The 24,674-nt window shown below is 63.1% G+C and carries 24 protein-coding genes and 1 pseudogene; 19 read left to right on the top strand and 6 right to left on the bottom strand.

Annotated elements, in window-relative coordinates; genetic code table 11:
- Positions 1-2: 2 nt before the first annotated feature.
- Genes fliP through Q0603_RS08430 form a run of 3 tightly spaced genes read right to left on the bottom strand, consistent with a single transcriptional unit; the run spans position 3 to position 1,449 of the window.
- Positions 3-746 carry a flagellar type III secretion system pore protein FliP gene (gene fliP, locus Q0603_RS08440; protein WP_298724571.1) on the bottom strand — a complete coding sequence of 248 codons (744 nt, stop codon included), beginning with the start codon at positions 744-746 and terminating at the stop codon, positions 3-5.
- Between the two features lies 1 nt (position 747).
- Positions 748-1,089 (bottom strand): flagellar biosynthetic protein FliO, encoded by a 342-nt coding sequence (locus Q0603_RS08435; protein ID WP_298724569.1) that lies wholly within the window; start codon positions 1,087-1,089, stop codon positions 748-750.
- A gap of 48 nt (positions 1,090-1,137) precedes the next feature.
- Entirely contained in the window at positions 1,138-1,449 is a 312-nt protein-coding gene (locus Q0603_RS08430; protein ID WP_298724567.1) for an EscU/YscU/HrcU family type III secretion system export apparatus switch protein, read from the bottom strand.
- 155 nt (positions 1,450-1,604) lie between these two features.
- On the opposite strand from Q0603_RS08430, the gene flgB reads away from it, so the two are divergent.
- The 9 genes from flgB to alaS all read left to right on the top strand — a co-directional run bounded on the left by flgB (position 1,605) and on the right by alaS (position 11,695).
- Entirely contained in the window at positions 1,605-2,027 is a 423-nt protein-coding gene (gene flgB / locus Q0603_RS08425) for a flagellar basal body rod protein FlgB (RefSeq protein ID WP_298724565.1), read from the top strand.
- 28 nt (positions 2,028-2,055) lie between these two features.
- On the top strand, positions 2,056-2,466 hold the full coding sequence (gene flgC / locus Q0603_RS08420) for a flagellar basal body rod protein FlgC (protein WP_298724563.1): 411 nt from the start codon (positions 2,056-2,058) through the stop codon (positions 2,464-2,466).
- 17 nt (positions 2,467-2,483) lie between these two features.
- Entirely contained in the window at positions 2,484-2,780 is a 297-nt protein-coding gene (gene fliE / locus Q0603_RS08415) for a flagellar hook-basal body complex protein FliE (RefSeq protein ID WP_298724561.1), read from the top strand.
- 49 nt (positions 2,781-2,829) lie between these two features.
- Positions 2,830-3,096, top strand: coding sequence for a flagellar biosynthesis protein FliQ (gene fliQ / locus Q0603_RS08410; RefSeq protein WP_298724559.1), 267 nt, complete (start codon positions 2,830-2,832; stop codon positions 3,094-3,096).
- A gap of 12 nt (positions 3,097-3,108) precedes the next feature.
- Positions 3,109-3,873 carry a flagellar biosynthetic protein FliR gene (locus Q0603_RS08405; protein WP_298724557.1) on the top strand — a complete coding sequence of 255 codons (765 nt, stop codon included), beginning with the start codon at positions 3,109-3,111 and terminating at the stop codon, positions 3,871-3,873.
- A gap of 8 nt (positions 3,874-3,881) precedes the next feature.
- The gene (gene flhB, locus Q0603_RS08400; RefSeq protein ID WP_298724555.1) at positions 3,882-4,985 is read left to right on the top strand and encodes a flagellar biosynthesis protein FlhB; all 1,104 of its coding nucleotides are present in this window, start codon (positions 3,882-3,884) and stop codon (positions 4,983-4,985) included.
- 4 nt (positions 4,986-4,989) lie between these two features.
- Positions 4,990-7,281, top strand: coding sequence for an ATP-binding protein (locus Q0603_RS08395; protein WP_298724553.1), 2,292 nt, complete (start codon positions 4,990-4,992; stop codon positions 7,279-7,281).
- A 302-nt stretch (positions 7,282-7,583) separates the two neighbouring features.
- Positions 7,584-8,657 (top strand): recombinase RecA, encoded by a 1,074-nt coding sequence (gene recA, locus Q0603_RS08390; RefSeq protein WP_298724551.1) that lies wholly within the window; start codon positions 7,584-7,586, stop codon positions 8,655-8,657.
- Positions 8,658-9,037: 380 nt separating this feature from the next.
- Positions 9,038-11,695 carry an alanine--tRNA ligase gene (gene alaS / locus Q0603_RS08385; RefSeq protein ID WP_298724549.1) on the top strand — a complete coding sequence of 886 codons (2,658 nt, stop codon included), beginning with the start codon at positions 9,038-9,040 and terminating at the stop codon, positions 11,693-11,695.
- 116 nt (positions 11,696-11,811) lie between these two features.
- Here alaS and Q0603_RS08380 read toward each other — a convergent pair whose 3' ends face one another.
- Positions 11,812-13,023, bottom strand: coding sequence for an NADP-dependent isocitrate dehydrogenase (locus Q0603_RS08380; protein ID WP_298724547.1), 1,212 nt, complete (start codon positions 13,021-13,023; stop codon positions 11,812-11,814).
- A 128-nt stretch (positions 13,024-13,151) separates the two neighbouring features.
- Positions 13,152-13,736 carry a TIGR00730 family Rossman fold protein gene (locus Q0603_RS08375; RefSeq protein WP_298724545.1) on the bottom strand — a complete coding sequence of 195 codons (585 nt, stop codon included), beginning with the start codon at positions 13,734-13,736 and terminating at the stop codon, positions 13,152-13,154.
- Between the two features lie 226 nt (positions 13,737-13,962).
- Here Q0603_RS08375 and Q0603_RS08370 point away from each other — a divergent pair, with 226 nt between their 5' ends.
- Entirely contained in the window at positions 13,963-14,412 is a 450-nt protein-coding gene (locus Q0603_RS08370; protein WP_298724543.1) for a cytochrome c, read from the top strand.
- Between the two features lie 66 nt (positions 14,413-14,478).
- On the opposite strand, the gene Q0603_RS08365 is transcribed toward Q0603_RS08370, so the two are convergent.
- Complete coding sequence (locus tag Q0603_RS08365) at positions 14,479-15,462, bottom strand: cytochrome c (protein ID WP_298724541.1); 984 nt, start codon at positions 15,460-15,462, stop codon at positions 14,479-14,481.
- 109 nt (positions 15,463-15,571) lie between these two features.
- Here Q0603_RS08365 and Q0603_RS08360 point away from each other — a divergent pair, with 109 nt between their 5' ends.
- The 9 genes and pseudogenes from Q0603_RS08360 to Q0603_RS08320 all read left to right on the top strand — a co-directional run.
- Positions 15,572-16,618 carry a LysM peptidoglycan-binding domain-containing protein gene (locus tag Q0603_RS08360; protein ID WP_298724539.1) on the top strand — a complete coding sequence of 349 codons (1,047 nt, stop codon included), beginning with the start codon at positions 15,572-15,574 and terminating at the stop codon, positions 16,616-16,618.
- Positions 16,619-16,717: 99 nt separating this feature from the next.
- Positions 16,718-17,746: a Ppx/GppA phosphatase family protein gene (locus Q0603_RS08355; RefSeq protein ID WP_298724537.1), complete on the top strand. Its 1,029-nt coding sequence runs from the start codon at positions 16,718-16,720 to the stop codon at positions 17,744-17,746.
- A gap of 2 nt (positions 17,747-17,748) precedes the next feature.
- Positions 17,749-18,429, top strand: coding sequence for an RlmE family RNA methyltransferase (locus tag Q0603_RS08350; RefSeq protein ID WP_298724535.1), 681 nt, complete (start codon positions 17,749-17,751; stop codon positions 18,427-18,429).
- An 89-nt stretch (positions 18,430-18,518) separates the two neighbouring features.
- A complete protein-coding gene (locus Q0603_RS08345; protein ID WP_298724533.1) occupies positions 18,519-19,238 on the top strand; it encodes a transglutaminase family protein in 720 nt (239 codons plus the stop codon).
- A gap of 11 nt (positions 19,239-19,249) precedes the next feature.
- Complete coding sequence (gene guaB / locus Q0603_RS08340) at positions 19,250-20,713, top strand: IMP dehydrogenase (protein ID WP_298724531.1); 1,464 nt, start codon at positions 19,250-19,252, stop codon at positions 20,711-20,713.
- Between the two features lie 6 nt (positions 20,714-20,719).
- On the top strand, positions 20,720-22,000 hold the full coding sequence (locus Q0603_RS08335; protein ID WP_298724530.1) for an RsmB/NOP family class I SAM-dependent RNA methyltransferase: 1,281 nt from the start codon (positions 20,720-20,722) through the stop codon (positions 21,998-22,000).
- Between the two features lie 71 nt (positions 22,001-22,071).
- Positions 22,072-22,560, top strand: coding sequence for a tetratricopeptide repeat protein (locus Q0603_RS08330; protein ID WP_298724527.1), 489 nt, complete (start codon positions 22,072-22,074; stop codon positions 22,558-22,560).
- Between the two features lie 64 nt (positions 22,561-22,624).
- A complete protein-coding gene (gene guaA / locus Q0603_RS08325; RefSeq protein ID WP_298724525.1) occupies positions 22,625-24,184 on the top strand; it encodes a glutamine-hydrolyzing GMP synthase in 1,560 nt (519 codons plus the stop codon).
- A gap of 419 nt (positions 24,185-24,603) precedes the next feature.
- Positions 24,604-24,674: pseudogene (locus tag Q0603_RS08320) on the top strand (DUF4102 domain-containing protein); the annotation flags it as partial.

Raw genomic sequence — 24,674 nt, 5'->3', positions numbered from 1 at the left:
TATCAGCGGGCGCCGAGGAAGCTCTCGACGAGCGCGGCGCAGACGAGATTCCAGCCGTCCACCAGCACGAAGAAGATCAGCTTGAACGGCAGTGAGATGATCACGGGCGGCAGCATCATCATGCCCATCGACATCAGCACCGACGCCACCACCATGTCGACAACGATGAAAGGCAGAAACAGCAGGAAGCCGATCTCGAAGGCGCGCTTCAGTTCGCTGATCATGAAGGCGGGCACCAGGATGCGCAGCGGGATCGCTTCCGGCGTCTCCGGCGGCGGCACATTGGCAAAGCCGGCAAACAGCGCCAGGTCCTTGTCGCGCACCTGACCGCGCATGAATTCGTGGAACGGCGCCATGGCGCGGTCGAAGGCCGTGCTTTCGTCGATGCTTTCCTGGATCAGCGGCTGGATGCCGTCGTTATAGGCCCGCTCCAGCGCGGGTTGCATGATGAAGAATGTCAGAAACAGGGCGAGGCTGATCAGCACGCTGTTCGGCGGCGTGGTCTGCGTACCCATGGCGCTGCGCAGGATCGACAGCACGACCACGATGCGCACGAAGCTGGTGATGACGATCAGGATCGAGGGTGCCAGCGCCAGGACAGTGGTGAGTGCGATGAGCTGGATGACGCGGCCGGTCAGCGTGCCGCCGCCTTCGCCCAGATCGATGGTGACCGATTGCGCAAAGGCTTCAGGCGCCGCCAGCAGCAGAAGGCCGAGCGCGGCGGCGGCGAAATAGCGAACCATCATATTACCCGTCACGATCGCGCCCCGGTATACGAAAGCTGGGCCAGCTGCCGCCGGATTCTGGCTCCAATGCCTCGCGCCGCTCGACGGGAATGCCGCTCTCGATCACCAGATCGCCCTCGCCGCTGAGCAGCAGCAGATGCTCGGTATCGTCGCGCCGCACCAGCACCAGGCGGCGCGATCCGTCGACCGGCGCCATTTCGACGACGCCGATCCGCTGGCCCTGCCGCCATTTGCCGAAGCGGCCCGAGCCGCTCAGCACCCGCATGGCGTAATAGAACAGGCCGAGCAGAACCAGGAGGCCGCCAAAGGCCAAGGCGATCTGGGAATAATCGATGTCGTTCATGCTCAATGCCTATGGATGCGCCACTTTGGTGGCCGTCTCCGAGTCGGGTCAAGCTGGATTGGATTTCTCCAGCCCGGCCGGCGCATCGCCTTGCGTGCGATAGATGTAGCTGAGGATTTCGGCAACCGCGGCAAAGGCTTCCAGCGGGATGAGGGCATCGATCTCGAGCTTGTCCAGAATCTCGATCAGGTCAGCGTCCTGGCGGATGGTGATGCCATGATCCAGGGCGATGCGGATGATCTGCTCGGCAATGAAACCCTCGCCGCCGGCGACGATGCGGGGCGCTTCCTCCCGCTCGGGGTCGTAGCGTAGGGCCACGGCCTTCTGGCGCGGCGGTTTGGGGGCGGTCGGTCGGGTCATGGCGGGCTTAAAATCCGGTTCGGGGCATCCTACCACGCTCCCGGGTTAACCGAATCTTTACGGCTGGGGGCCAATCTGCGAGCCACTGGTAAAGGCCCGCGATGGCAAGGCTCCAAAGGTCTGGAGCCTTGGAGGCAGGCGGGCAGGGCATGGGCATGGATCTCAACCGTATCGGCTTGCTGAAGGCAATCACCCAGCGCATGGACTGGCTGGGCGAGCGGCAGCGCGTGCTGGCCGAGAACATCGCCAATGCCGATACCCCGGGCTATAAGCCCAAGGATCTCAAGCAGGTAAGCTTTGGCGAACTGGTCCGGGGCTCTGGCAGCCAGCTTGGCCTGACCGCCCGGGTGACCGAGCCAGGGCATCTGCGTGGCCTTGGTGGTCGCCAGAACGATCATTGGAAGGTCGTACGCAGCGCCGAGGCCTACGAGACGGCGCCGAACGGCAACGCCGTCAACCTCGAACAGCAGATGATGAATGTCGCCGAAACCCAGGGCGATCACAGTTTGATGACCAATCTTTACCGTAAGCAGGTGACCATGCTCCGCAAGGCGCTGGGCAGCCGGCAGGGCGGTTAAGGTTGCAGGTGGGTAACGGAGGCAGGTTATGGAATTGAAGAACGCGATGAAGATTTCGGCCGCGGGCATGCGTGCCCAGGGCGACCGTCTTCGCGTCATCTCCGAAAATCTCGCCAATGCCGACTCGCTGGCGAAAACCCCCGGCGGCGACCCGTATCGCCGCAAGGTGGTCAGCTTCAAGTCCGAGCTGGACCGCGCCACCGGCGCCAATCTGGTGCGGGCGCAGAAGCCAACCTACGACCGGTCCGATTTCGAGCTGAAATACGATCCGGGCCATCCTGCGGCCAATGCCGACGGCTATGTGAAGATGCCGAACGTGAAGTCGGTCATCGAGATGGCCGACATGCGGGAAGCGCAGCGGACCTACGAAGCCAACCTGAACGTGGTGGATACGGCGAAGCAGATGATCACCCGTACGATCGACCTGCTGCGGAACTGACGGCAAGAGGATAGGTTATGGCCGATTTGCGCATTGGAAATCCGCTTCAGGGCATGGCCGGCATGCCCGGCGCCGAGGCCGCCAAGCCGAAGGCGGCCGAGGGATTTGGCACCATGCTGCAGGAAGCCCTGCAGAATACGGTGGATGCGGCTCGCCAGTCGGAAGCGGTTTCCGCCGCGGCAGTAGCTGGGAAGGCCGATGTCACCGACGTGGTCACTGCGGTGACCAATGCCGAAATGGCACTTGATACCGTCGTTACGATCCGTGACCGGGTGATCTCCGCGTATCAGGAAATTATGCGCATGCCCATCTGATTGGGCATGGCCGGTCAATACGCTATTATCGACGGCGGAGAGCGAATCGATGACAGCCGTCGAAGTCACAGATGTTATGCGGGATGGCATTTGGGTTCTGCTGAAGATAGCGGGCCCGGCGATGCTGGTCAGCCTCGCGGTCGGCCTCGCGATCTCGCTCATCCAGGCGCTCACGCAATTGCAGGAGCCGACGCTCACCTTCGTGCCGAAGATCCTTGCCATCTTCGGAACCCTGATTGTGGCCATGCCGTTCATGATCACCACGATGATCGCCTTCATGGAACAGTTGGCCCAGCGCATCGCCGGTTTGCAGTAGCGGGGCAGGGCGGTGCTCCAGGACATCGTCGCCGGCAATGTCTACGCCTTTATCCTGATCTTTTGCCGGCTTGGCGCCGCCATAATGATCCTGCCCGGCATCGGCGAAAGCTCGGTATCGTCGCGTGCGCGGCTTGCCATCGCCTTGCTGACTTCCGGCTTGACCGTGCCGGTCCTCGGACCCTCCCTGCCGCCGATGCCGGCCGAGCCCTTCCATATGGCGTTTCTGGTCGTCACCGAGGTCGGTTTCGGACTGGCGCTTGGCCTGATGGCGCGCCTGGCGATTTCCGCCCTGCATGTTGCTGGCACCGTGATTGCGATGCAGGCGGGCTTGGCTTCCGCCATCTTCTTCGACCCGAACCAGGGATCGCAAAGCGCGCTGATATCCAGCGCCCTGGTTTCGATGGGGATGGCACTGATTTTTGTAACGGACCTGCATATGCTGGGCCTGCAGGCGGCTTACGACAGCTACCGGCTGTTTCCCCCGGCTCAGGCGCCATCCTTCGGCGATTTCGCCCAGCTTGCCACCCAGATGGTGGCTGGAAGCTTTGCGTTGGGGCTCAAGCTGGCGGCACCGTTCATCGTCTATGGCATCGTTTTCAACGTCGCGCTCGGATTGCTCAATCGTCTGATGCCGACATTGCAGATCTTCTTCGTCATGCAGGCGCCGACGATCGCTTTCGCGTTGGTGATGCTGGGATTGTCGCTGGGCGCCATAGGCGTGTTGTTTACCGGTCGGTACGAGGAGCAGATGTCGCAGTTCCTCGTGCCGCGTTGAGGTGAGGCATGGCCGAAGACGCCGATCCGGATTCCAAAACAGAAGAGCCGACACACAAAAGGCTCAAGGATGCCGAGGAAAAAGGCAACATTGCCAAGTCCCAGGAAATCGGCCATTGGTTCGCTTTCCTCGCGGCGGCGATCGCCATGTGGATGCTGTCGGGCACGCTGTCCAGCAACTTCATCAGCTCCACCCGCGTTTTCCTTGAGCAGCCGCATCTGATTCCGATCGACGCCAGCCACCTGTCTCAGGTCGCCATCGACCTGTTCTTCGGCGTCGGCAGGGGCCTGTTGCCGGTGCTCGGCCTGTTCCTGCTCTTCGGTCTGGCTTCCAGCGTCATTCAGAATCCGCCGCGTTTCACGGTCGAGCGCATCAAGCCGAAATTCTCCAAGCTGTCGCCGATTGCCGGCCTGAAGCGCATGTTCTCGGTGCAGAGCGCCGTCGAGTTCGTCAAGAACATCATCAAGATCAGTGCCATCGGCGCGATCCTCGCCGCCATCCTGCTGCCCGAGCTGGATTCGCTCGAAACCATCGTCGCGCTGGACGTTTCCGTGCTGCTTTCGCTGGTGGCGCAGATGCTGGTGAAGCTGATCGGCGTTCTGGTCGGCATCATGTTCGTCGTCGCAGTGGTCGACTACCTGTACCAGCGTTTCACCTACATGAAGAATCTCCGCATGACCCGGCAGGAGGTCAAAGAGGAGTTCAAGGAACAGGAAGGCGATCCGATCATCAAGGCACGCCTGCGCCAGATCCGCATGCAGCGTGTCCGCCGCCGCATGATGGCCTCGGTGCCCGAGGCCAGCGTGGTCATCACCAACCCGACCCACTACGCCGTGGCGCTGAAATACGATCCCGACAAGATGCAGGCTCCGGTCGTCGTCGCCAAAGGCGTCGATGTGCTGGCGCTGCGCATCCGCGAGATTGCCAAGGAACATGAGGTTCCGATTGTCGAAAACCCGCCACTGGCGCGTGCGCTTTATAAGGTCGATCTGGATGAATCCATTCCGGTCGAGCATTATCGCGCCGTGGCAGGGGTGATTTCTTATGTGATGCGGCTCAAGGACGGCATGGATGCCCGTTACGAGCCCGAGGCAGAGACGGAAGGCGGCTAGGGTGATGGCACGTCCCTTCGGCGGATTGTTCGGCGGATTTCTGAAATGGCCGGCCAAGCTGGTGGCCGAGGCCAGCCCGTTTGCGCGCGTGGTGATGAACGGCCCGGCTGTTGCTGCCGCCAATGCCGGCTACCGCAACCTTGCCGCCCGGCTGCAGATCGAGGGCGCGCCGACCATCGACCGCCTGGTGGTGTCGCGTCTGGGCAATATCGAAACTATTGCGCGCATGCGCGGCCTAGCGGCGGCGGGGGAGACCGTGCAGGAGGATCTGGAGGTCGCCGCCGGCGATCAGATCCTGACCTTGCGGATCTCCGCCATGGCGCGGCCGGACTGGCGTCACTGGATGGTCTGGGATGTGCAATGCCTGTCTGATCAAGATGACTCGCTCATCGCCATGCGGCGCCAGCGCGACGAGCTGGCTGCCTTCATCGACAATGCGCCGGTCGGGCTCTATTCCGTGGGGCTGGATGGACGTTTTCTGTTTGCCAACCGCACCTTCGCCGCCTGGCTGAACACGGTGCCTGAGCAGCTCGTTGGCCGCAACGTCACCCTGGCCGATGTGCTGCAGCATGCCGAGGCGCGCGAAGGCGAGGTGATGACGCCGAACTGGGAAGGCGGTGAAGCCAAGCTCAAGCCGCTGGACGCCGACACGAATGCCGAGTCCGGTTTCCGCCTTGTCGGCGTCAGCCAGAGCGCGGTCACGGATGGCGATGGCCGCCCGGTCCGCTACAGCGCCGTCGTGCACGACTTAAGTCTGGAGCTGCGCCATCGCGGCACCCTGCGTCCGGTGGAAGCGGAGTTCCGCCGCTTCTTCGATCAGGCGCCGATCGGCATCCTGGTGCTCGATTCCACCGGCGTGATCCGCGACGCCAACGCTGCCTTCGCCGCACTCACCGGCCGCGAGGATGGGCTGGGCCAGCGTCTGGCCGATCTGGTGCGCGAGGAAGATGCCCTGGTGCTGACCCGTCATCTGATGGCCCTGCGCCGAGGCGAGACCTTTGGCCGGCCATTGGAAATTCATCTCGCCGGGCCTCGTGCCCGTGTGGTCGAGGTCTTCGCTGCCTCTTCGGCGGAACGCGACGATGGCCAGTCGGCGCAGCTCGTCTATCTGGTCGACACCACCGAGCAGCGCAATCTGCAGACCCAGTTCCATCAAAGCCAGAAGATGCAGGCGGTGGGTCAGCTCGCTGGCGGCATCGCACACGATTTCAACAATCTTCTCACCGCGATGATCGGCTTCTGCGATCTGTTGCTGCAGCGCCATCAGCCCGGCGACCAATCCTTCGCCGATGTCATGCAGATCAAGCAGAATGCCAGCCGAGCCGCCAATCTGGTGCGCCAGTTGCTGGCCTTCTCGCGCCAGCAGACCCTGGTGCCGAAGATCCTCGACATCACTGATGTTCTGGCCGATCTGCGCAACCTGATCAGCCGCCTGATCGGCGAGACGATTACCCTGAAGATGACCCATGGCCGCGATCTTGGCCTTGTGCGCGTCGACCAGGGCCAGCTGGAGCAGGTCATCATCAACCTCGCCGTCAATGCGCGCGACGCCATGACGGAAGGCGGCGAATTGCGCATCCGTACCAGCAACTGGCAGGCCGAGCGGCCGACCGAAATCGGCGCCGAAACCATTCCGCCGGGCGAATACGTGCTGATCGAAGTGGCCGATAACGGCCATGGCATCGCGCCCGAAAATCTCAGCAAGATCTTCGACCCGTTCTTCACGACCAAGGCGGTCGGCGCCGGCACCGGGCTTGGATTGTCCACCGTCTACGGCATCATCAAGCAGACCGGCGGCTTCATTCAGGTCGAAAGCGCCGAAGGCGAGGGGGCCTGCTTCCGCATCTATCTGCCGCGTTATCGTCCCACCCCGGAAGAACTCGCCGCGGTCCGCGACGATGTGCGGCATGACAGCCGCGATCTCACCGGCCGCGGTCTGGTGCTGCTGGTCGAAGACGAGGATGCGGTGCGCAGCTTTGCTGCGCGGGCGCTGCGCAACAAGGGCTACACCGTTATCGAGGCGGCTTCGGGCGAGCAGGCTTTAGCCTTGCCGGCCGAGCAGCTTGAGCGCGTGGAGCTGCTGATCTCCGATGTGGTCATGCCTAATCTCGATGGCCCGAGCCTCGCCGCAGAGCTGCGTCTGCGCCGCCCGAACCTGCGCGTGCTGTTCATCTCCGGCTATGCCGAAGACAGCCTGCGCACCAGCCTGGCGAAGTCGCCGCATGTGAACTTCCTGCCCAAGCCTTTCTCGCTCAGCCAGCTTGCGGGAAAGGTAAAGGAAGTGATGGGGCCTTAATTTCCCTCTCCTTTGGGAGAAGGGAGGGCATACATCTTAAGCGGGAAAATTTCCCGGCATACCCGCATTTACACATCCAGTAATTGCGCGCTCCGTCCCCGGATTCGGGCTGTTTCCGGATGAGCCGGAAAAGCGGAACATTGCTGCGTTCTTAACAAAACCTTACTGGAACAATGCGGAAATATCCTGAGAATACGCGGGTTTGTCGATTTCGCTGGACAAAGGCAACAAGATAGGAACATATAGGGGCAGAACCGCGTATCGTTGCAATTCCCCCGGCCCCATGAAAGGATGCAGCCGCAATGTCGACCGCCAATCTTCGCCTCGTGGACAAGGACAACATGGACAAGGGTAAGGCGCTGGAGAGCGCGCTCTCGCAGATCGAGCGTACCTTCGGCAAGGGTTCAATCATGAAGCTCGGGCAGCGCCAGAGCATCGAGATCGAGGCGATCTCGACTGGTTCGCTCGGCCTGGACATCGCGCTGGGCATCGGCGGTCTGCCGCGTGGCCGCATCATCGAGATCTACGGTCCGGAAAGCTCGGGTAAGACCACCATCGCGCTGCATTGCGTGGCCGAGGCCCAGAAGAAGGGCGGTACCTGCGCCTTCATCGATGCCGAGCATGCGCTGGACCCGTCCTACGCCCGCAAGCTGGGCGTCAATGTCGCCGACCTTCTGATCTCGCAGCCGGATACGGGTGAGCAGGCGCTGGAAATCGCCGACACCCTGGTGCGTTCGGGCGCCATCGACGTGCTGGTCATCGACAGCGTCGCGGCCCTGGTGCCGAAGGCTGAATTGGAAGGCGAGATGGGCGATGCCCTGCCGGGCCTGCAGGCGCGTCTGATGAGCCAGGCGCTGCGCAAGCTCACCGCGTCGATCTCCAAGTCGAACACGATGGTGATCTTCATCAACCAGATCCGCATGAAGATCGGCGTGATGTTCGGCAACCCGGAAACCACCACCGGCGGCAACGCGCTGAAGTTCTATGCCTCTGTCCGCCTGGACATCCGCCGCGTCGGCTCGATCAAGGCGCGCGACGAGGTGATCGGCAACCAGACCCGCGTGAAGGTGGTCAAGAACAAGGTCGCTCCGCCGTTCAAGGTGGTCGATTTCGACATCATGTATGGCGAAGGCATCTCCAAGACCGGCGAATTGATCGACCTGGGCGTGAAGGCCAATGTGGTCGAGAAATCCGGCTCCTGGTTCTCCTTCGACAGCCAGCGGATCGGCCAAGGCCGTGAGTCTGCAAAGCAATTCCTCAAGGAAAATCCGGAGGTTGCCGAAAAGATTGAAGCCGCGATCAAGGCTAATGCCGGGATCGTCGCGGCGGCGATCGATGCCGGCGCCGATGCCGATATTGATGAGGATGCCGATTGATCTTTCCCCTCTGGCCGCTATTTGGCGGCCTATGAGTTCTCTCCTCCATGGGAACCCCGGTACCGGAGCTCGGTACCGGGGTATTTTTTTGCCAGAACAATGCTTTAGGGCGGAATCGGTGACCTAAAGCATCGGATCAGCCGCCTTTGATCCTGGCTCCAGTGCCTCCAATTGGAAACCTGGCGCGTGCTAGCCCATGAGGATCAACGACTTAAGTCTGAAAGCGCGGGCAGGGCGCTGCTGGACAGCGAAAATGCGGGGCGTTAAGTAAAGTCTTCTGCCGGCTCCGGCCGGCTCACCGCAATCGAACCGACGCATTATCGGCGCCCCGGAGCCAGGTCCGGCACCCCGGCGCGCCGCCGACCAGAGGTGTGAAGCCCATGTCCTCCGCCAGCGAAATCCGGCAGGCCTTTCTCGACTATTTCGCCAAGGCCGGTCACCAGGTGGTGGAATCCTCGCCGCTCGTGCCGCGCAACGACCCGACCCTGATGTTCACCAATGCCGGCATGGTGCAGTTCAAGAACGTCTTCACCGGCCAGGAGAAGCGCCCCTATACCCGCGCGGCCACCGCGCAGAAATGCGTGCGCGCCGGCGGCAAGCATAACGACCTCGACAATGTCGGCTATACCGCCCGGCATCACACCTTCTTCGAGATGCTCGGCAACTTCTCCTTCGGCGATTACTTCAAGGAAGAAGCGATCCCGCTGGCCTGGAACCTGATCACCAAGGAATACGGCCTGCCCAAGGACAGGCTCTGGGTCACCGTCTATCACACCGATGACGAGGCCTTTAACATCTGGAAGAAGGTCGCGGGCCTGCCGGACGAGCGCATCGTGCGCATTCCGACCTCGGACAATTTCTGGGCCATGGGCGATACCGGCCCCTGCGGCCCCTGCTCGGAAATCTTCTACGACCATGGTGACAAGGTCTGGGGCGGCCCGCCGGGCAGCCCCGAGGCCGATGGCGACCGCTATATCGAGATCTGGAACCTGGTCTTCATGCAGTATGAGCAGGTCTCCAAGGATGAGCGGATCAGCCTGCCCAAGCCCTCCATCGATACCGGCATGGGCCTGGAGCGCATCACCGCCGTGTTGCAGGGCAAGCACGACAATTACGACATTGACATCATGCGCACGCTGATCGAGGCGTCGGCGGATTTCTCGTCCACCGATCCCGATGGCGACCATAAGATCAGCCACCGCGTCATCGCCGATCACCTGCGCTCGTCCTGCTTCCTGATCGCCGACGGCGTGCTGCCCTCCAACGAAGGCCGCGGCTATGTGCTGCGCCGCATCATGCGCCGCGCCATGCGCCATGCGCAGCTCATGGGCTGCAAGGAGCCGCTGATGTGGCGTCTGGTGCCCGCGCTGGTCAGCGTGATGGGCCGCGCTTATCCGGAGCTTGGCCGCGCTGAGAACCTGATCGCCGAGACCCTGAAACTGGAGGAAACCCGCTTCAAGCAGACGCTGGATCGCGGCCTGAAGCTGCTCGATGAAGCCACCACCGGCATGTCGAAGGGCGACATGCTGCCTGGCGAAGTGGCGTTCAAGCTTTACGACACCTACGGCTTCCCGCTCGATCTGACCCAGGATGCCCTGCGCAACCGCGGCATCGGCGTCGATCTCGACGGCTTCCAGGCCGCCATGCAGGCGCAGCGCGAAGAAGCCCGCAAGGCCTGGGCCGGCTCGGGCGAGGCGGCGACCGAGAAGGTCTGGTTCGACATCAAGGAAGAGAAGGGCGCCACCGAATTCCTCGGCTACGACACCCACACGGCGGAAGGCCGCATCGACGCCATCGTCGTGAACGGCCAGCCGGTGAACGAGGCCAAGGCCGACACCGAGGTGTCTGTCGTGCTCAACCAGACGCCGTTCTACGGTGAGTCCGGCGGCCAGATCGGCGATACCGGCGTGATCGTCACGGCCTCAGGCGCCAAGGTTCAGGTCACCGATACGCAGAAGAAGCTCGGCCTCTTGCATGTCCATATCGGCAAGGTGGTGGAAGGCACTATCAAGGTTGGCGACATGACCACGCTGTCGGTGGATGTCGCGCGCCGCGCGGCAATTGCGTCCAACCATTCGGCGACCCATCTGCTGCATGCCGCTTTGCGCCGCAAGCTGGGCGATCACGTCACGCAGAAGGGCTCGCTGGTCGCGCCGGATCGCTTCCGCTTCGACATCAGCCATCCGAAGCCGCTGAGCCATGAAGAGATCGCGGCGGTGGAGGCGGAAGTCAACGAGATGATCCGCCAGAACGATGCCGTCACCACGCGCCTGATGACGCCGAGCGAGGCGATCGCTGCCGGCGCCATGGCGCTGTTCGGCGAGAAATATGGCGACGAGGTGCGCGTGCTCTCGATGGGCAAGCTACCCGACGGCAAGGATTACTCGACCGAGCTTTGCGGCGGTACGCATGTGAAGCGTACCGGCGATATCGCGCTGTTCAAGATCGTCAATGAAGGTGCTGTCGCGGCTGGTGTCCGCCGCATCGAGGCGCTGACCGGCGAGGCGGCCCGGGCCTATTTCGCCGAGCAGGAAGAGACGCTGAAGGCGGCCGCCGATGCGCTCAAGGCGCAGCCTCGCGAGGTGCCGCAGCGTCTGGCCGCCCTGCTGGAAGAGCGCCGCAAGCTGGAGCGTGAGCTGTCCGAACTGCGCAAGCAGCTTGCCACCGGCGGCGGTGCCGGCGGTCCGCAGGTGAAGGACGTCAACGGCGTGAAATTCGCCGCGCGCAAGCTGGACGGCGTGCCCGCCAAGGATCTGCGCGGCATGGTTGACGCGATGAAGAAGGAGATCGGCTCCGGCGTCGTCGCGCTGACGTCGGTGGCGGATGGCAAGGTGGCGGTCGTCGTCGGTGTCAGCCCCGATCTGACCGCCAAGCTGAATGCGGCCGAGCTGGTCAAGATCGCGACCCCGCTGATCGGCGGCCAGGGCGGCGGCGGCCGGCCTGATTTCGCCCAGGGCGGCGGCGCTGATCCTGCCGGGGCTGAGAAGGCGTTGGATGCCATTGCCGAGCAGATCGCCAAGGCCAAAGTCGCGGCGTAAGTTTCGCCCATGAGATGCCCGGGCTCGAGCCGGGCGTCTCAGGGGCAAAAGTCATTGGACAATAAAAAAGGGCCGCATCGCTGCGGCCCTTTCTGTTTGACGTGAAGGGGCGGCGATTACGCCAGCGCCTTCTTCAGGTTCTCGTCGATCTTGTCGAGGAACTTCTGGGTGGTCAGCCAGGGCTGGTCCTTCGAGATCAGGATCGCCAGGTCCTTGGTCATGAAGCCGGCTTCCACCGTCTCGATGCAGACCCGCTCCAGCGTGTTGGCGAACTTGTCCAGCGCCGGGTTGTCGTCCAGCTTGGCGCGATGCATCAGGCCGCGCGTCCAGGCAAAGATCGAGGCGATCGGGTTGGTCGAGGTCTCGCGGCCCGCCTGGTGCTCACGATAGTGACGCGTCACCGTGCCATGGGCAGCTTCCGCCTCAACCACCTTGCCGTCCGGCGTCATCAGCACGCTGGTCATCAGGCCGAGCGAGCCGAAGCCCTGGGCCACGGTGTCGGACTGCACGTCGCCGTCGTAGTTCTTACAGGCCCAGACGAACTTGCCCGACCACTTCAGCGCCGAGGCGACCATGTCGTCGATCAGGCGGTGCTCGTAGGTGATGCCGGCAGCCTTGAACTTGTCGGCAAACTCCTTGTCAAAGACTTCCTGGAAGATGTCCTTGAAGCGGCCGTCATAGGCCTTCAGGATCGTGTTCTTCGTCGACATGTAAAGCGGCCAGCCGCGGGCCAGCGAGTAGTTCATGCTGGCGCGGGCGAAGTCGCGGATCGAGTCATCCAGGTTGTACATCGCCATGGCGACGCCGGCGCCCGGGGCCTTGAAGACTTCCTTCTCGATCACCTGGCCGTCCTCGCCGACGAACTTGATGGTCAGCGTGCCCTTGCCAGGGAACTTGAAGTCGGTGGCACGATACTGGTCGCCGAAGGCGTGACGGCCGACCACGATCGGATCGTTCCAGTGCGGCACGAGGCGCGGCACGTTCTTGCAGATGATCGGCTCGCGGAAGATGGTGCCGCCGAGGATGTTGCGGATGGTGCCGTTCGGCGACTTCCACATTTCCTTCAGATTGAATTCCTTCACGCGGGCTTCGTCCGGCGTGATGGTGGCGCATTTGACGCCGACGCCATGCTTCAGGATGGCATGGGCGCAGTCGATGGTGACCTGATCGTTGGTCTTGTCACGGTTCTCGATGCCGAGATCGTAGTAGAGGAGATCGACGTCGAGATAGGGAAGGATCAGCTTCTCTTTGATGAACTTCCAGATGATGCGGGTCATCTCGTCGCCGTCGAGTTCGACGACCGGGTTCTTGACCTTGATCTTCTCCATAAAGACCCCTCCACAGTCACGGGTTGCGTTGATTTTGGTGGCCGGGACCCTAGCAAAGCCTGCCCGGCCGGAGAAGCCTTGGGCCGCGCCGGCGGGTGGATTTAAACTCTAGGCCCGTCGAGAAAAGGTCAAATTCGGCTGGTCGCGGCGGGGCGTTCCGGTGCCGGTTCGGCGCGCAGCACCGGCAGGATTTTCGCCGCGTCGTCAACAATGGTGAACAGGCTGGTCGCAGTGCGGCGCGCGAAGCCCCGCTCGATCACCGTGTCGATCAGCGCCAGCAGCGGGTGCCAGTAATCCTCGACATTGAGGATGATCACCGGCTTGTCGTGCAGCTTCAGTTGCCGCCAGGTGATCACCTCGAAGAATTCGTCCAGGGTGCCAAGGCCGCCCGGCAGCGCGATGAAGGCATCCGACATTTCCACCATCATGCGCTTGCGCGTATGCATGCTGTCGACCACGTGCAGCTCGGTCAGGCCGGTATGGCCGACTTCCCAGTCGTGCAGATGATGGGGGATGATGCCGACCACCTCGCCGCCGGCCGCCAGGGCAGCTTCGGCCACCACGCCCATCAGGCCGATCCGGCCGCCGCCATAGACCAGACGGATCCCGTTCTCGCCGAGCAGCCGGCCGAGGATCTGGGCTTGGGCGGTGTAGACTTGGCTCTCGCCGAGGCTCGAGCCGCAATAGACGCAGACGGAGCGGATAACGGTCATTGGGACTGGGCGGCTGATGATGTTATGGCTAACGCAGGGTGGCGATGGGTACCCCATTCCGGCCGGGGATGCCAGCGGTAAAAGCCCCAGCGTTACCTCAAGGTAACCACCAGTCTAAAATTTTCGTGAACCTATAAGGACTTGTCGTCCTCCGCAGGCGAATCCGGTTATATGAGGAGTCGTCCGGACCCGCAGCCGGCTCGCTATAAGCAGGGGAGAATACCGCATGTTTCAAAAGGCGTTTTTCGCAGTTGCAGTCGGCTTGGCCGTTGCGACGGCGGGTGGCATGGCCATCGCCCAGGCGGATGTCATCAAGGCGCGTCAGGAAGGCATGAAGGCGCAAGGCGCCGCCATGGCCGCCATCAAGAAGGTGATCGACGCGAATGGCCCTGCCGCCGATGCGATCAAGCCGGCCGAGACGATCGTCGCGACTGCCGAGAAAATGCCGTCGCTTTTCCCGGCCGGTTCGGACAAGGGCGCCGAGACCTGGGCCAAGCCTGAAATCTGGGCCAACAAGGCGGATTTCGACAAGCAGGCGGCAGCCAGCAAGGCGGCGGCCGAGAAGCTGCTGGCCTCGGCCAAGGCGGGCAACATGGACGCCTTGAAGGCCGATTTCGGGGCTCTGGGCGCCACCTGCGGCGCCTGCCACCGGCCCTACCGCACCCCGAAGAACTGACAGAAGAAGATCTTACCGGAATGACTTGCGGGCCGGCTTTGCCGGCCCGTTTTTTGTGCGCCGCGTTTATTTCTGCTGTTTCCGGGGCGGAGTGTAGTCGATGGCAGGCGCGGATTTCAGATAGGCCGCCATGGCCATCCGGTCCTCTTGGGTCAGGTATTTGGTGCTGTACTCGATCACATCACCCATCAGGCCGCCGGCGAAATCGCCGTCCGGCGTCATGCCGCTGCCAAGATAATCGGCGATATCCTTTTCGCTCCAGCCGCCAATCCCGGCTTTTGCGTGCGGGGTGATATTGGGCACCCGTTCGCCCTCGGCGTTGTCGGCAGAACCGGCAAAGCGCATGTCGGCCTTCATGGCGCCAAGGAAATTCCGCGGCGTGTGGCACTCGCCGCAATGGCCCAGCGCAGTGACCAGATAGGCGCCCCGGTTCCAGGCTGCCGATTGCGCGGCATCGGCTTGGTAGACGCCCGGCTCAAAGAACAGCAGGCGCCAGCCCCACATCGCCATGCGCAGATTGTAGGGGAAGCCAAGGTCATGCGGCTTGTTGGCCTGCTTTACCGGCGGCTGCGCCATCAGGTAGGCCCACAATGCCCGCAGATCGGCATCGGTGATCTTGGTGAAAGACGTGTAGGGAAAAGCCGGATAGTAGGGCATGCCATCCGGCGCCAGGCCATGCCGCATGGCAGTAATGAATTGCGCTTCGGTCCAGCTGCCGATGCCGGTTTCGCGATCCGGCGTGATGTTGGGCGAGTAGAACGTGCCGTAAGGTGTCGGCAACGCGCGTCCGCCCGCCAGTGGAGCCCCCTTGTTCTTGGTGTCGGTATGGCACTCGTAGCAGCCGCCGGCGCGGAAAATATATGCGCCCTGTTCGACGAGCTCGGTGTTACTGCCAGTGTCATTGCTGGTGTTGCTGGCTTGCGTCCAGCCTGTGACGGGCCATGCCGCGGCCAAAGCCGGCAAGGCGAGAGCAGCGAACCAGACAAGCAGCCGGGGGCAGCGGCGAAGATGACGGGAAACAGTGGCGTGGCGTGAATGCGACATCGACATGTGGAGACGGTTTATTATTGCAATACCGCGACCTTAGAGGAGTTGCGACGGGCATTGCGAGGTCTTAATCTCTCCCGTCGTTCACAATTTTGCCAGCCGGGATAATCGGGTGCGGGGCAGTCGCTTTTTCTTCATTCTACTGGGCGTCGCTGTTCTGGGTATCCTGGCAGTGATCTTTTTCGGTGCCGATCCGAACAAGCGCGGCCTGCCCCAGCAGTCGGGCGAGGACGCGCCGCCGGTTCCTGCGCCAGTCGCACCGCCGCCGCCGGAAAGCGTGGTCAAGGTCCCGCCGAGCTTCGACGTCGTTCGCATCAGCCGCAATTGCACGGCCGTATTCGCTGGGCGCGCGACCCCCGGCTCGGTGGTGGTAATTAAGACCGGCACGCGCGAAATCGGCCGTGTCACCGCCGATAACCGTGGCGAATGGGTGCTGGTCCCCGACCTGCCGCTGGAAAAGGGCAATCAGGAATTCGTCCTCGAGTCCCAGTTGCAGGGGCAGGAAGTCGTCAAGGCCGACGCCTCGGTTGTCGCCGTCGTGCCTGAATGCCAGCCGGGCGAGGGCGGCGAACAGGCTATCGCCGTGTTGACCCCGTTCCAGGGCGCCAGCCGCCTGCTGCAGCGCCCCAGCGAAGCCCCGCTCGATCCCGCCCGGCGCGGTCTGGCGCTGGATGCCGTCGAATATGACGACAAGGGCAACCTGATCCTCTCAGGCCGTGCCCAGCCTGGTTCGACCGTGCAGATCTATCTGAACAACGAGCCGATCGGCGTTGCTTCGGCCGACCCGAAGGGCCGCTGGACGCTCCAGCCCGAGAAAACGGTCGATCCTGGCATCTATTCCTTGCGGGTCGATCAGGTCGAGCAGGCCGGCGGCAAGGTCGCCTCCCGCGTCGAAATGCCATTCAGCCGCGCGCGGCCCGAAGACATCCAGTTCGGGGCCGATGGCCGCAGCGTGGTGGTGCAGCCTGGCAACAGCCTGTGGCGCATTGCCCGCCACGTCTATGGCGAGGGAATGCGGTATACGGAGATTTATCGCGCCAATCAGGGCCAGATCATTGATCCGGACCTGATCTATCCGGGCCAGATCTTCGCGGTTCCGCAGACCGGCAACGGTGCGGTGAATCCACCGAGAAACGGCGCCACCAAAGCCCCGAACTGAGCGTCCGGCAAATCCATGCCTTACCGCGCGGCGTAAGCCGCGCTACACTCCGGTTATGCGAATTACAGCTTTTGCGTGTCGAGAGACGGTTCCGCGGGCATGAATGCACCTGTCGCCAGCGGCTCGTCGCCGATGGGACGGGATCGAAGCATTCCGCCTGTCTATGCTGCCCTCGATCTCGGCACCAATAATTGTCGGTTGCTGATTGCCCGGCCGCAGCGCGACGGCTTCCGGGTCATTGAGGCTTTTTCCCGCATCGTCCGCCTGGGCGAGGGACTTAGCGGTTCCGGACGGCTGTCGGAAGCGGCGATGGGGCGTACCATCGAAGCGCTCAAGATCTGTTCGGAAAAGATGGCGCGCCGCGGTGTGGAAGTGGCACGCGCCGTGGCCACCGAGGCCTGCCGCCGTGCGGCCAACGGCGCTGAATTCCTGCATGATGTGAAGGTCGCGACCGGCATTTCGCTCGACATCATCACCACCGCCGAAGAAGCGCGGCTGGCGCTGACCGGCTGCGCGCCGCTGCTTGAGCCGCCGCACAGCCATGCCATCGTTTTTGATATCGGCGGCGGCTCGACGGAAATCCTCTGGGCCAAGCTTCGTCCGCAGAGCGGCGCGGAAGTGATCGACTGGATCTCGCTGCCGTTCGGCGTGGTCAATCTCACCGAACGTTTTGGCCCGGGCGACCGGCAAAGCGGCTCTTACGAGCGCATGATCGAAGAGGTGGCAGCCGTGCTGCGGCCTTTCGAGGAGAAACACCGCCTGGCCGATCATCTGCAAACGGGCCAGGTGCAGGTGCTGGGCACCTCAGGCACGGTGACCACGCTGGCCGGCGTTCTGCTCGGCCTGCCGCGCTACGAACGCCGCCAGGTCGATGGCTGCTGGCTTGAATTCCCCGCCGTTATCGCGCAATCGCATCAGCTGGCCGCGCAAAGCATCCCGGAGCGGGCCTTGCATCCCTGCATCGGCGAAGAACGCGCCGATCTGGTGGTAGCGGGTTGCGCCATTCTGGAAGCGCTGTATCGCTTCTGGCCGGCTGCGCGGCTGCGGGTCGCCGACCGCGGCGTGCGCGAAGGCGTGCTGGTCGAGCTGATCCGCAAGAATTCCAGGAATACCCAGAGACGACGATAAGCATGAATAAGCCCGGTCCAAGCCATCGCGCCAAGGTCAAGGTAAAGACGGCGCGCGGTCGCACTGTCGCGCAGGCGCGCTGGCTGCAGCGTCAGTTGAACGACCCCTATGTGATTGCCGCCAAGAGCCAGGGCTATCGCAGCCGTGCTGCCTACAAGCTCATCGAGCTGGACGAGAAGTTCAAACTGCTGAAACCGGGCATGCGGGTGGTCGATCTCGGCGCCGCGCCGGGCGGCTGGACGCAGGTCGCCGTGCAGCGGGTCAAAGCAGGCGAGAAGTCCGGCGGCTTCGTGCTGGGCGTCGATATCAATCCGGTGGAGCCCATTCCCGGCGCCATCCTCATGCAGCAGGACTTCCTGGCGGAAGGCGCGGATACCAGGGTGATCGAGGCGCTGGGCGGCAAGGCCGATCTGGTGCTGTCCGATATGGCCGCGCCCGCCACCGGGCATCGCCAGACCGACCATATCCGCATCATGGCGCTGTGCGAGGCGGCACTGGATTTTGCCCTGCATGTGCTCAATCCCGGCGGCGCGTTCGTCGCCAAGGTGCTGCGGGGCGGCACGGAAAACGAGCTGCTGAACACCATGAAGCGGGATTTCCGCACGGTGAAGCATGTAAAACCCCCGGCGAGTCGGGCGGATTCGGCCGAATCCTATGTGATTGCCCTCGGATTCCGGGGCTGACCGGCCCTGTTGAGGCTGGACCGGGCGGGCAAGAGCAGCTATATCCTCCGCGGCAAGGAACCATACCACCCCACGGGAGTCGCCTTGCCATGGCCGCGTCGGCTGAGACCGAGTACGCGGTGGATCCGGCTTATCTCGCCGCCACCCCCTTCATCGAGAAAGACCATCCCTTGGTGCGCGCTCTGGCGCGCGAGGCGGTAGGGGATGAGCGCGATCCGAAGGCCAAGGCAATCAAGCTCTACTACGCGGTACGCGACCGCTTCTACTACGATCCTTACGCCGTCGAGCTGACCCAGGCGGGCATGTGCGCCTCGGGCGTTATTGCCCGCGGACGCGGCTTCTGCGTCAACAAGGCGGTGCTGATGGCGGCAGTGGCCCGCGCCGAAGGCATTCCGGCCCGCCTTGGATTTGCCGATGTGAAGAATCATCTGGCGACCGCGCGCCTGCGTGCCCTGATGGGCACTGATGTCTTCTATTACCACGGTTATGCCGAGTTGTTCCTGGACGGCAAATGGGTGAAGGCGACACCGGCCTTCAATCTGGAGCTCTGCCAGAAATTCCGTGTCCTGCCGCTGGAATTCGACGGCGAGACGGACTCGATCTTCCATCCCTTCGATGCCGACAATCGCAGGCATATGGAATATATCGCCGACCGCGGCACCTTTGCCGATTTGCCGTTCGAGCAATGGCGCGCGGCGATGCTGCAGCATTACCCCTATATGAACCAGAGCGGGCAGGGCGGCGATTTCGCCGCCGAAGCCGCCGCCGAAAACCAGAACCAATCCCCCTCAGATCCTAGTCTCGCGTAAGGAGCCCGCCGATGCAGTTCCGTGAAGCCTATACTTTCGATGACGTCTTGCTGGAACCGGCGGCTTCCAGCGTTCTGCCCACCGAGGTGGATACCCGTACCCGTCTGACCAAGACCATCGAACTCGGCATTCCGCTGATTTCGGCGGCGATGGACACCGTTACCGAAGCCAAGATGGCGATTGCCATGGCGCAGGCCGGCGGCATCGGTGTCATTCACAAAAACCTCAGCATCGCCGAGCAGGCGCTCGAAGTGGCCACCGTCAAGAAGTTCGAATCCGGCATGGTGGTCAATCCGCTCACCATCCGGCCGAACGAGACTTTGGCCGATGCGCTGGCGCTGATGGAGCGCCATGGCATTCACGGCATCCCGGTGACCGAGAAGCAGGGTGGCAAGCTGGTCGGCATCCTGACCAACCGCGATGTGCGCTTTGCCACCGACATGAACCAGCCGGTGCATGAGCTGATGACCAAGCATCCGCTGATCACCGTGCGTGAAGGCGTCTCGATGGACGAAGCCAAGCGGCTGCTGCACCAGCATCGCATCGAGAAGCTGCTGGTGGTCGACGAGAATTATGCCTGCGTCGGCCTGATCACCGTGAAGGATATCGAAAAGGCGCGGCAATATCCGAATGCCTGCAAGGACGAGCAGGGCCGCCTGCGCTGTGCCGCGGCGGTTTCGACCGGCGCCGATGGCATCGAGCGCGCCCAGGAACTGATGAATGCCGGCGTCGACGTGCTCATCGTCGACACCGCCCATGGCCATTCCAGCCGCGTGCTGGAAACCATTCGTGCAATCAAGAAGATTTCCAACCGCACTCAGGTGATCGGCGGTAACGTTGCCACCGCGGAAGGCACCAAGGCGCTGATCGATGCTGGCGTCGATGCCGTGAAAGTTGGTATCGGCCCGGGTTCGATCTGCACCACGCGCATCGTCGCCGGCGTCGGCGTTCCGCAGCTCACCGCTGTGGCGGATGCGGTATCGGTCGCCGATAAGGCTGGCATTCCGGTGATCGCCGATGGCGGTATCAAGTATTCCGGCGATCTGGCCAAGGCGATCGCAGCCGGCGCCAGCGCCTGCATGGTCGGTTCGCTGCTGGCCGGCACCGATGAAGCGCCGGGCGAGGTCTTCCTCTATCAGGGCCGCTCGTACAAATCCTATCGCGGCATGGGTTCGCTGGGCGCGATGGGCCGCGGCTCGGCGGATCGTTACTTCCAGCAGGAAGTCGGCGACAAGCTGAAGCTGGTGCCGGAAGGCATCGAAGGCCGCGTCGCATACAAGGGCCCGGCCGGCACCATTCTGCATCAGCTTGTCGGCGGCCTGCGCGCCGCGATGGGCTATACCGGCAATGCGACGCTGGAAGAGATGCGCAAGAATTGCCGCTTCATCCGCATCACCTCTGCGGGTCTGCGCGAGAGCCATGTGCATGACGTGGCGATCACCCGCGAAGCGCCGAATTACCGGCAGGAGTCGTAACGCCCGATGACGCCTGCGGCGCGGCTCGCCGCGACCATCGCTATCGTCTCCGACATTCTCGGCCGTGCCGCCGCTGCCGATCGCGTGCTCAGCGATTGGCAGCGGCGCAACCGTTATGCCGGCGCAAAAGACCGCCGCGCCATCGGCGAAGCCGTCTATGCCGTGCTGCGCGAGCAGGGGATGCGGCGCTGGCGTCTGGAAGAAGCAGGCGCAGCCATCACGCCGCGTCTGCTGGTTTTTGCTGATGCCGCGACGCCGCTGCAGGAATGGCAAAAGCTCTGCACGGGTGAGAAATACGCGCCGCCGCCATTGAGCGAGGACGAAGCGGCGATCCTGTCGCACCTGCCCTCTGATGAAGCCGCCCCACTCTGGGCGCGGGTCAATCTGCCGCCGCCGGTGGCCGAGATGGTGCAGGCGGCTTTCGGTCCGCATACCGAGATGGAACTGTCGGCCCTGAATGGCCGCGCGCCGCTCGATTTACGGGTCAACACCCTGAAAACCTCACGCGAGGACGTGTTGCAGCAGCTACGTGCCGAGAGCATCGGCGCTGCGCCGACGCCGTTCTCGCCGTTGGGCATCCGCATCGCCGAGCGCGTGCGGCTGGAAACCTCGCCGCTTTACACCGATGGCCTGATCGAGCCGCAGGACGAAGCCGCCCAGCTTGGCGGTCTTCTGATGGACGCGAAACCTGGCGAAGTCGTAGTGGACCTTTGCGCTGGTGCCGGCGGCAAGACCTTGCTGCTGGCCGCTTTGATGCGCAACCGCGGCGAGCTTCATGCCGCCGATAACGATCCGCGCCGTCTGGCGCGGCTAGGCCCGCGGCTGCAGCGCGCCGGCGTGCGCAATGTCATCGTGCATCCGGCCGACCGGATGCCGGATCTGCTGCAAAAGCTGGAAGGCAAGGCGGACCGGGTTCTGCTCGATGTGCCCTGCTCGGGCAGCGGCACTTGGCGACGCAACCCCGAAGCGCGTTGGCGCTACGATCCTGCCAGCCTGGAAGAGGTGGTGCGGCGCCAGCGCGGTCTGCTTTCCGATGGTGCCCGTCTGGTCCGGCCGGGCGGCAGGCTCGTCTATGCCACCTGTTCTATCCTGCCGACGGAGAATGACCAGCAGGCCGACTGGTTCCTGTCTCATCACGCCGAGTTTACAGAGCTGCCGCTGGCGCAAGCCTTTGGCGGGATTATAACCGAGCAGCGTATACAGTCCGGGACACGGCTCGCCCTGACGCCTTACCGGCACGGTACCGATGGCTTTTTCGCCGTCGCATTCCAGCGGGCCCGGCAATGAGGGGCGGGCGTGAGGGTGGCCGGCCGATGCCCCGGGCGGGTATACTCCCCACTGCATCCAGGAGATGCCAGATGTATGCTCGTGTGATCCCCGCTTTTGCAGCCTTTGCCATCCTGCTTGCCGCCGGACTCAGCCCGGCGTCGCTTCATGCCGCGGGTGGTGGCAGTTCCGGCGATCTGGCTGCCCGTCCGGCCGACCCGAATTTCACCGAAGGCCGCAAGGCCATCGACAACAAGGACTGGGCTGCCGCCATCCCGCTGTTCCAGGCGGTGGTGGCCAAGGACCCGCAGAATGCCGATGCCTATAACTGGCTCGGTTATGCCTATCGCAACCAAGGCAATTACGAGCAGTCCTTTGTCCACTATGAGAAGGCGCTGGCCATCGATCCCCGCCATCGCGGCGCGCATGAATATATCGGCGAGGCCTATCTGAAGACGGGAAACCTGGCGAAAGCCGAAGAGCATCTCAGCCGGCTGGACAGCCTTTGCGTGTTCGGCTGCGCCGAGTATACGGAGCTTAAGAAGAAGATCGCCGACTACAAGGCCGGCAAGGCGAGCTGACGGACCGCCGCGCAAGCGGCCCTGCGCTCCGCCTCCAACCACAAAGAGGAGTTCAAGGACGCCTATGGCGGAGCGCATTCTTATTATCGATTTCGGATCGCAGGTCACACAATTGATCGCCCGCCGGGTCCGCGAGGCCGGTGTCTATTGCGAGATCGTTCCTTTCCAGAAAGCCGATCAGGCCCTGAAAGCCGACAGCCCGCATGGCGTGCTGAAAGGCGTGATCCTCTCCGGCGGCCCGGCCTCCACCACGGAGGAATACTCGCCGCGTGCGCCGCAGGATCTGTTCAACATGGGCCTGCCGGTTTTTGGCATCTGCTATGGCGAACAGACCATCTGCGCCCAGCTTGGCGGTCAGGTCGAAGCGGGCCATCACCGCGAATTCGGCCGCTCCTTCCTTGAGATCAAGGAGGACTGCGCGCTGTTCGATGGCGTGTGGGAGAAGGGCCAGAAGCATCAGGTCTGGATGAGCCACGGCGACCGCGTGACCAAGCTGCCCGATGGCTTCCGCGTCGTCGGCGTCAGCGAGGGCGCGCCGTTTGCCGCCATCGCCGACGACAAGCGTAGGATCTACGCCGTGCAGTTCCATCCGGAAGTCGTGCACACGCCCGATGGCGCCAAGCTGCTGCGCAACTTCGTGCGCAAGGTGGCGGGCTGCCAGGGCGAATGGACGATGAAGGCCTATCGCGAGGAAGCCATCGAGAAGATCCGCGCCCAGGTCGGCAAGGGCAAGGTGATCTGCGGCCTGTCCGGTGGTGTCGATTCCTCGGTGGCTGCCGTGCTGATCCACGAAGCCATTGGCGATCAGCTCACCTGCGTGTTTGTCGATCACGGCCTGCTGCGCAAGGGCGAGGGCGAGGAGGTGGTGAGGCTGTTCCGCGAGCATTACAACATCCCGCTGGTGCATCGCGATGCCTCCGAGCTGTTCCTCGCCAAGCTGACGGGCGTCTCCGACCCGGAGAAGAAGCGCAAGACCATCGGCGCGCTGTTCATCGATGTGTTCGAGGAAGAGGCCAGAAAGATTGGCGGCGCCGAGTTTCTTGCGCAGGGCACGCTCTATCCGGATGTCATCGAAAGCATCAGCTTCCATGGCGGCCCGAGCGTGACAATCAAGTCGCACCACAATGTCGGCGGCCTGCCCGAACGCATGAACATGAAGCTGGTCGAGCCGCTGCGCGAGCTGTTCAAGGACGAGGTGCGCGACCTAGGACGTGAACTTGGTCTGCCGGAAAGCCTGGTCGGCCGCCATCCTTTCCCGGGGCCGGGCCTTGCCATCCGCATCCCCGGCGAGATCACCAGGGAAAAGCTCGATCTGCTGCGCGAGATCGACGCCGTCTATCTCGACGAGATCCGCAAGGCCGGCCTTTACGACGCAATCTGGCAAGCTTTTGCCGTGCTGCTGCCGGTGCGCACGGTCGGTGTGATGGGCGATGGCCGCACCTATGATCAGGCCTGCGCGCTGCGTGCCGTGACCTCCACCGATGGCATGACGGCGGATTACTATCCGTTCCCGCATGATTTCCTGGGGCGCGTCGCCACCCGCATCATCAACGAGGTACGCGGTGTGAATCGCGTGGTCTACGACATCACGTCTAAGCCACCGGGCACAATCGAGTGGGAATGATTCCACGTCCGGCAGCCACCGGCAGGATCAGGCACCAGGCACACCTAAGCCCGCGTCACAGTGGGCTTTTTTGTGCTTTTAACCTGGCACGGACTGGCAGCCTGGGGTATGGCCAAGCACGAATTTTTCATGGCATAGTCGATGGCACGAAGCCGGCCCTGTGCCATGCCTCGCCGCCGATGCCATGCGCCTCGTTCCCGGGTGGTCATGGTATCGGAATCGTGTAAGTAGTTGCTGTAAAACGAATTTTTTCCGTTCCGCGTGGGGTTTTCCAGGCATGGTATTGATGGCCGGTGAAGCGTGTGCGTCACGATGGCTGTGCCATGGGTTCACCTCTGTAAGTTGTTGACTTATAAGGGGATTCCCTCTCGTTCAAGCAGGGCGCACGACGCATGGTGTTGCAAGGGAGCGTTTGTGCCATGTTGACCGATACCAAGCTGCGGAACCTCAAGCCGACGGGCAAGCTGTACAAGGTGGCGGACAGGGACGG

This window comes from uncultured Ferrovibrio sp. (assembly GCF_937960835.1).
Lineage (GTDB): Bacteria > Pseudomonadota > Alphaproteobacteria > Ferrovibrionales > Ferrovibrionaceae > Ferrovibrio.
This window is presented reverse-complemented; position numbering and strand designations above follow the sequence as displayed.

Coding starts and splice junctions, on each gene's coding strand:
- fliP (WP_298724571.1), bottom strand. CDS start 746: ATGATGGTTCGCTATTTCGCCGCCGCCGCGCTCGGCCTTCTGCTGCTG.
- Q0603_RS08435 (WP_298724569.1), bottom strand. CDS start 1,089: ATGAACGACATCGATTATTCCCAGATCGCCTTGGCCTTTGGCGGCCTC.
- Q0603_RS08430 (WP_298724567.1), bottom strand. CDS start 1,449: ATGACCCGACCGACCGCCCCCAAACCGCCGCGCCAGAAGGCCGTGGCC.
- flgB (WP_298724565.1), top strand. CDS start 1,605: ATGGATCTCAACCGTATCGGCTTGCTGAAGGCAATCACCCAGCGCATG.
- flgC (WP_298724563.1), top strand. CDS start 2,056: ATGGAATTGAAGAACGCGATGAAGATTTCGGCCGCGGGCATGCGTGCC.
- fliE (WP_298724561.1), top strand. CDS start 2,484: ATGGCCGATTTGCGCATTGGAAATCCGCTTCAGGGCATGGCCGGCATG.
- fliQ (WP_298724559.1), top strand. CDS start 2,830: ATGACAGCCGTCGAAGTCACAGATGTTATGCGGGATGGCATTTGGGTT.
- flhB (WP_298724555.1), top strand. CDS start 3,882: ATGGCCGAAGACGCCGATCCGGATTCCAAAACAGAAGAGCCGACACAC.
- Q0603_RS08395 (WP_298724553.1), top strand. CDS start 4,990: ATGGCACGTCCCTTCGGCGGATTGTTCGGCGGATTTCTGAAATGGCCG.
- recA (WP_298724551.1), top strand. CDS start 7,584: ATGTCGACCGCCAATCTTCGCCTCGTGGACAAGGACAACATGGACAAG.
- alaS (WP_298724549.1), top strand. CDS start 9,038: ATGTCCTCCGCCAGCGAAATCCGGCAGGCCTTTCTCGACTATTTCGCC.
- Q0603_RS08380 (WP_298724547.1), bottom strand. CDS start 13,023: ATGGAGAAGATCAAGGTCAAGAACCCGGTCGTCGAACTCGACGGCGAC.
- Q0603_RS08375 (WP_298724545.1), bottom strand. CDS start 13,736: ATGACCGTTATCCGCTCCGTCTGCGTCTATTGCGGCTCGAGCCTCGGC.
- Q0603_RS08370 (WP_298724543.1), top strand. CDS start 13,963: ATGTTTCAAAAGGCGTTTTTCGCAGTTGCAGTCGGCTTGGCCGTTGCG.
- Q0603_RS08365 (WP_298724541.1), bottom strand. CDS start 15,462: ATGTCGATGTCGCATTCACGCCACGCCACTGTTTCCCGTCATCTTCGC.
- Q0603_RS08355 (WP_298724537.1), top strand. CDS start 16,718: ATGAATGCACCTGTCGCCAGCGGCTCGTCGCCGATGGGACGGGATCGA.
- Q0603_RS08350 (WP_298724535.1), top strand. CDS start 17,749: ATGAATAAGCCCGGTCCAAGCCATCGCGCCAAGGTCAAGGTAAAGACG.
- Q0603_RS08345 (WP_298724533.1), top strand. CDS start 18,519: ATGGCCGCGTCGGCTGAGACCGAGTACGCGGTGGATCCGGCTTATCTC.
- guaB (WP_298724531.1), top strand. CDS start 19,250: ATGCAGTTCCGTGAAGCCTATACTTTCGATGACGTCTTGCTGGAACCG.
- Q0603_RS08335 (WP_298724530.1), top strand. CDS start 20,720: ATGACGCCTGCGGCGCGGCTCGCCGCGACCATCGCTATCGTCTCCGAC.
- Q0603_RS08330 (WP_298724527.1), top strand. CDS start 22,072: ATGTATGCTCGTGTGATCCCCGCTTTTGCAGCCTTTGCCATCCTGCTT.
- guaA (WP_298724525.1), top strand. CDS start 22,625: ATGGCGGAGCGCATTCTTATTATCGATTTCGGATCGCAGGTCACACAA.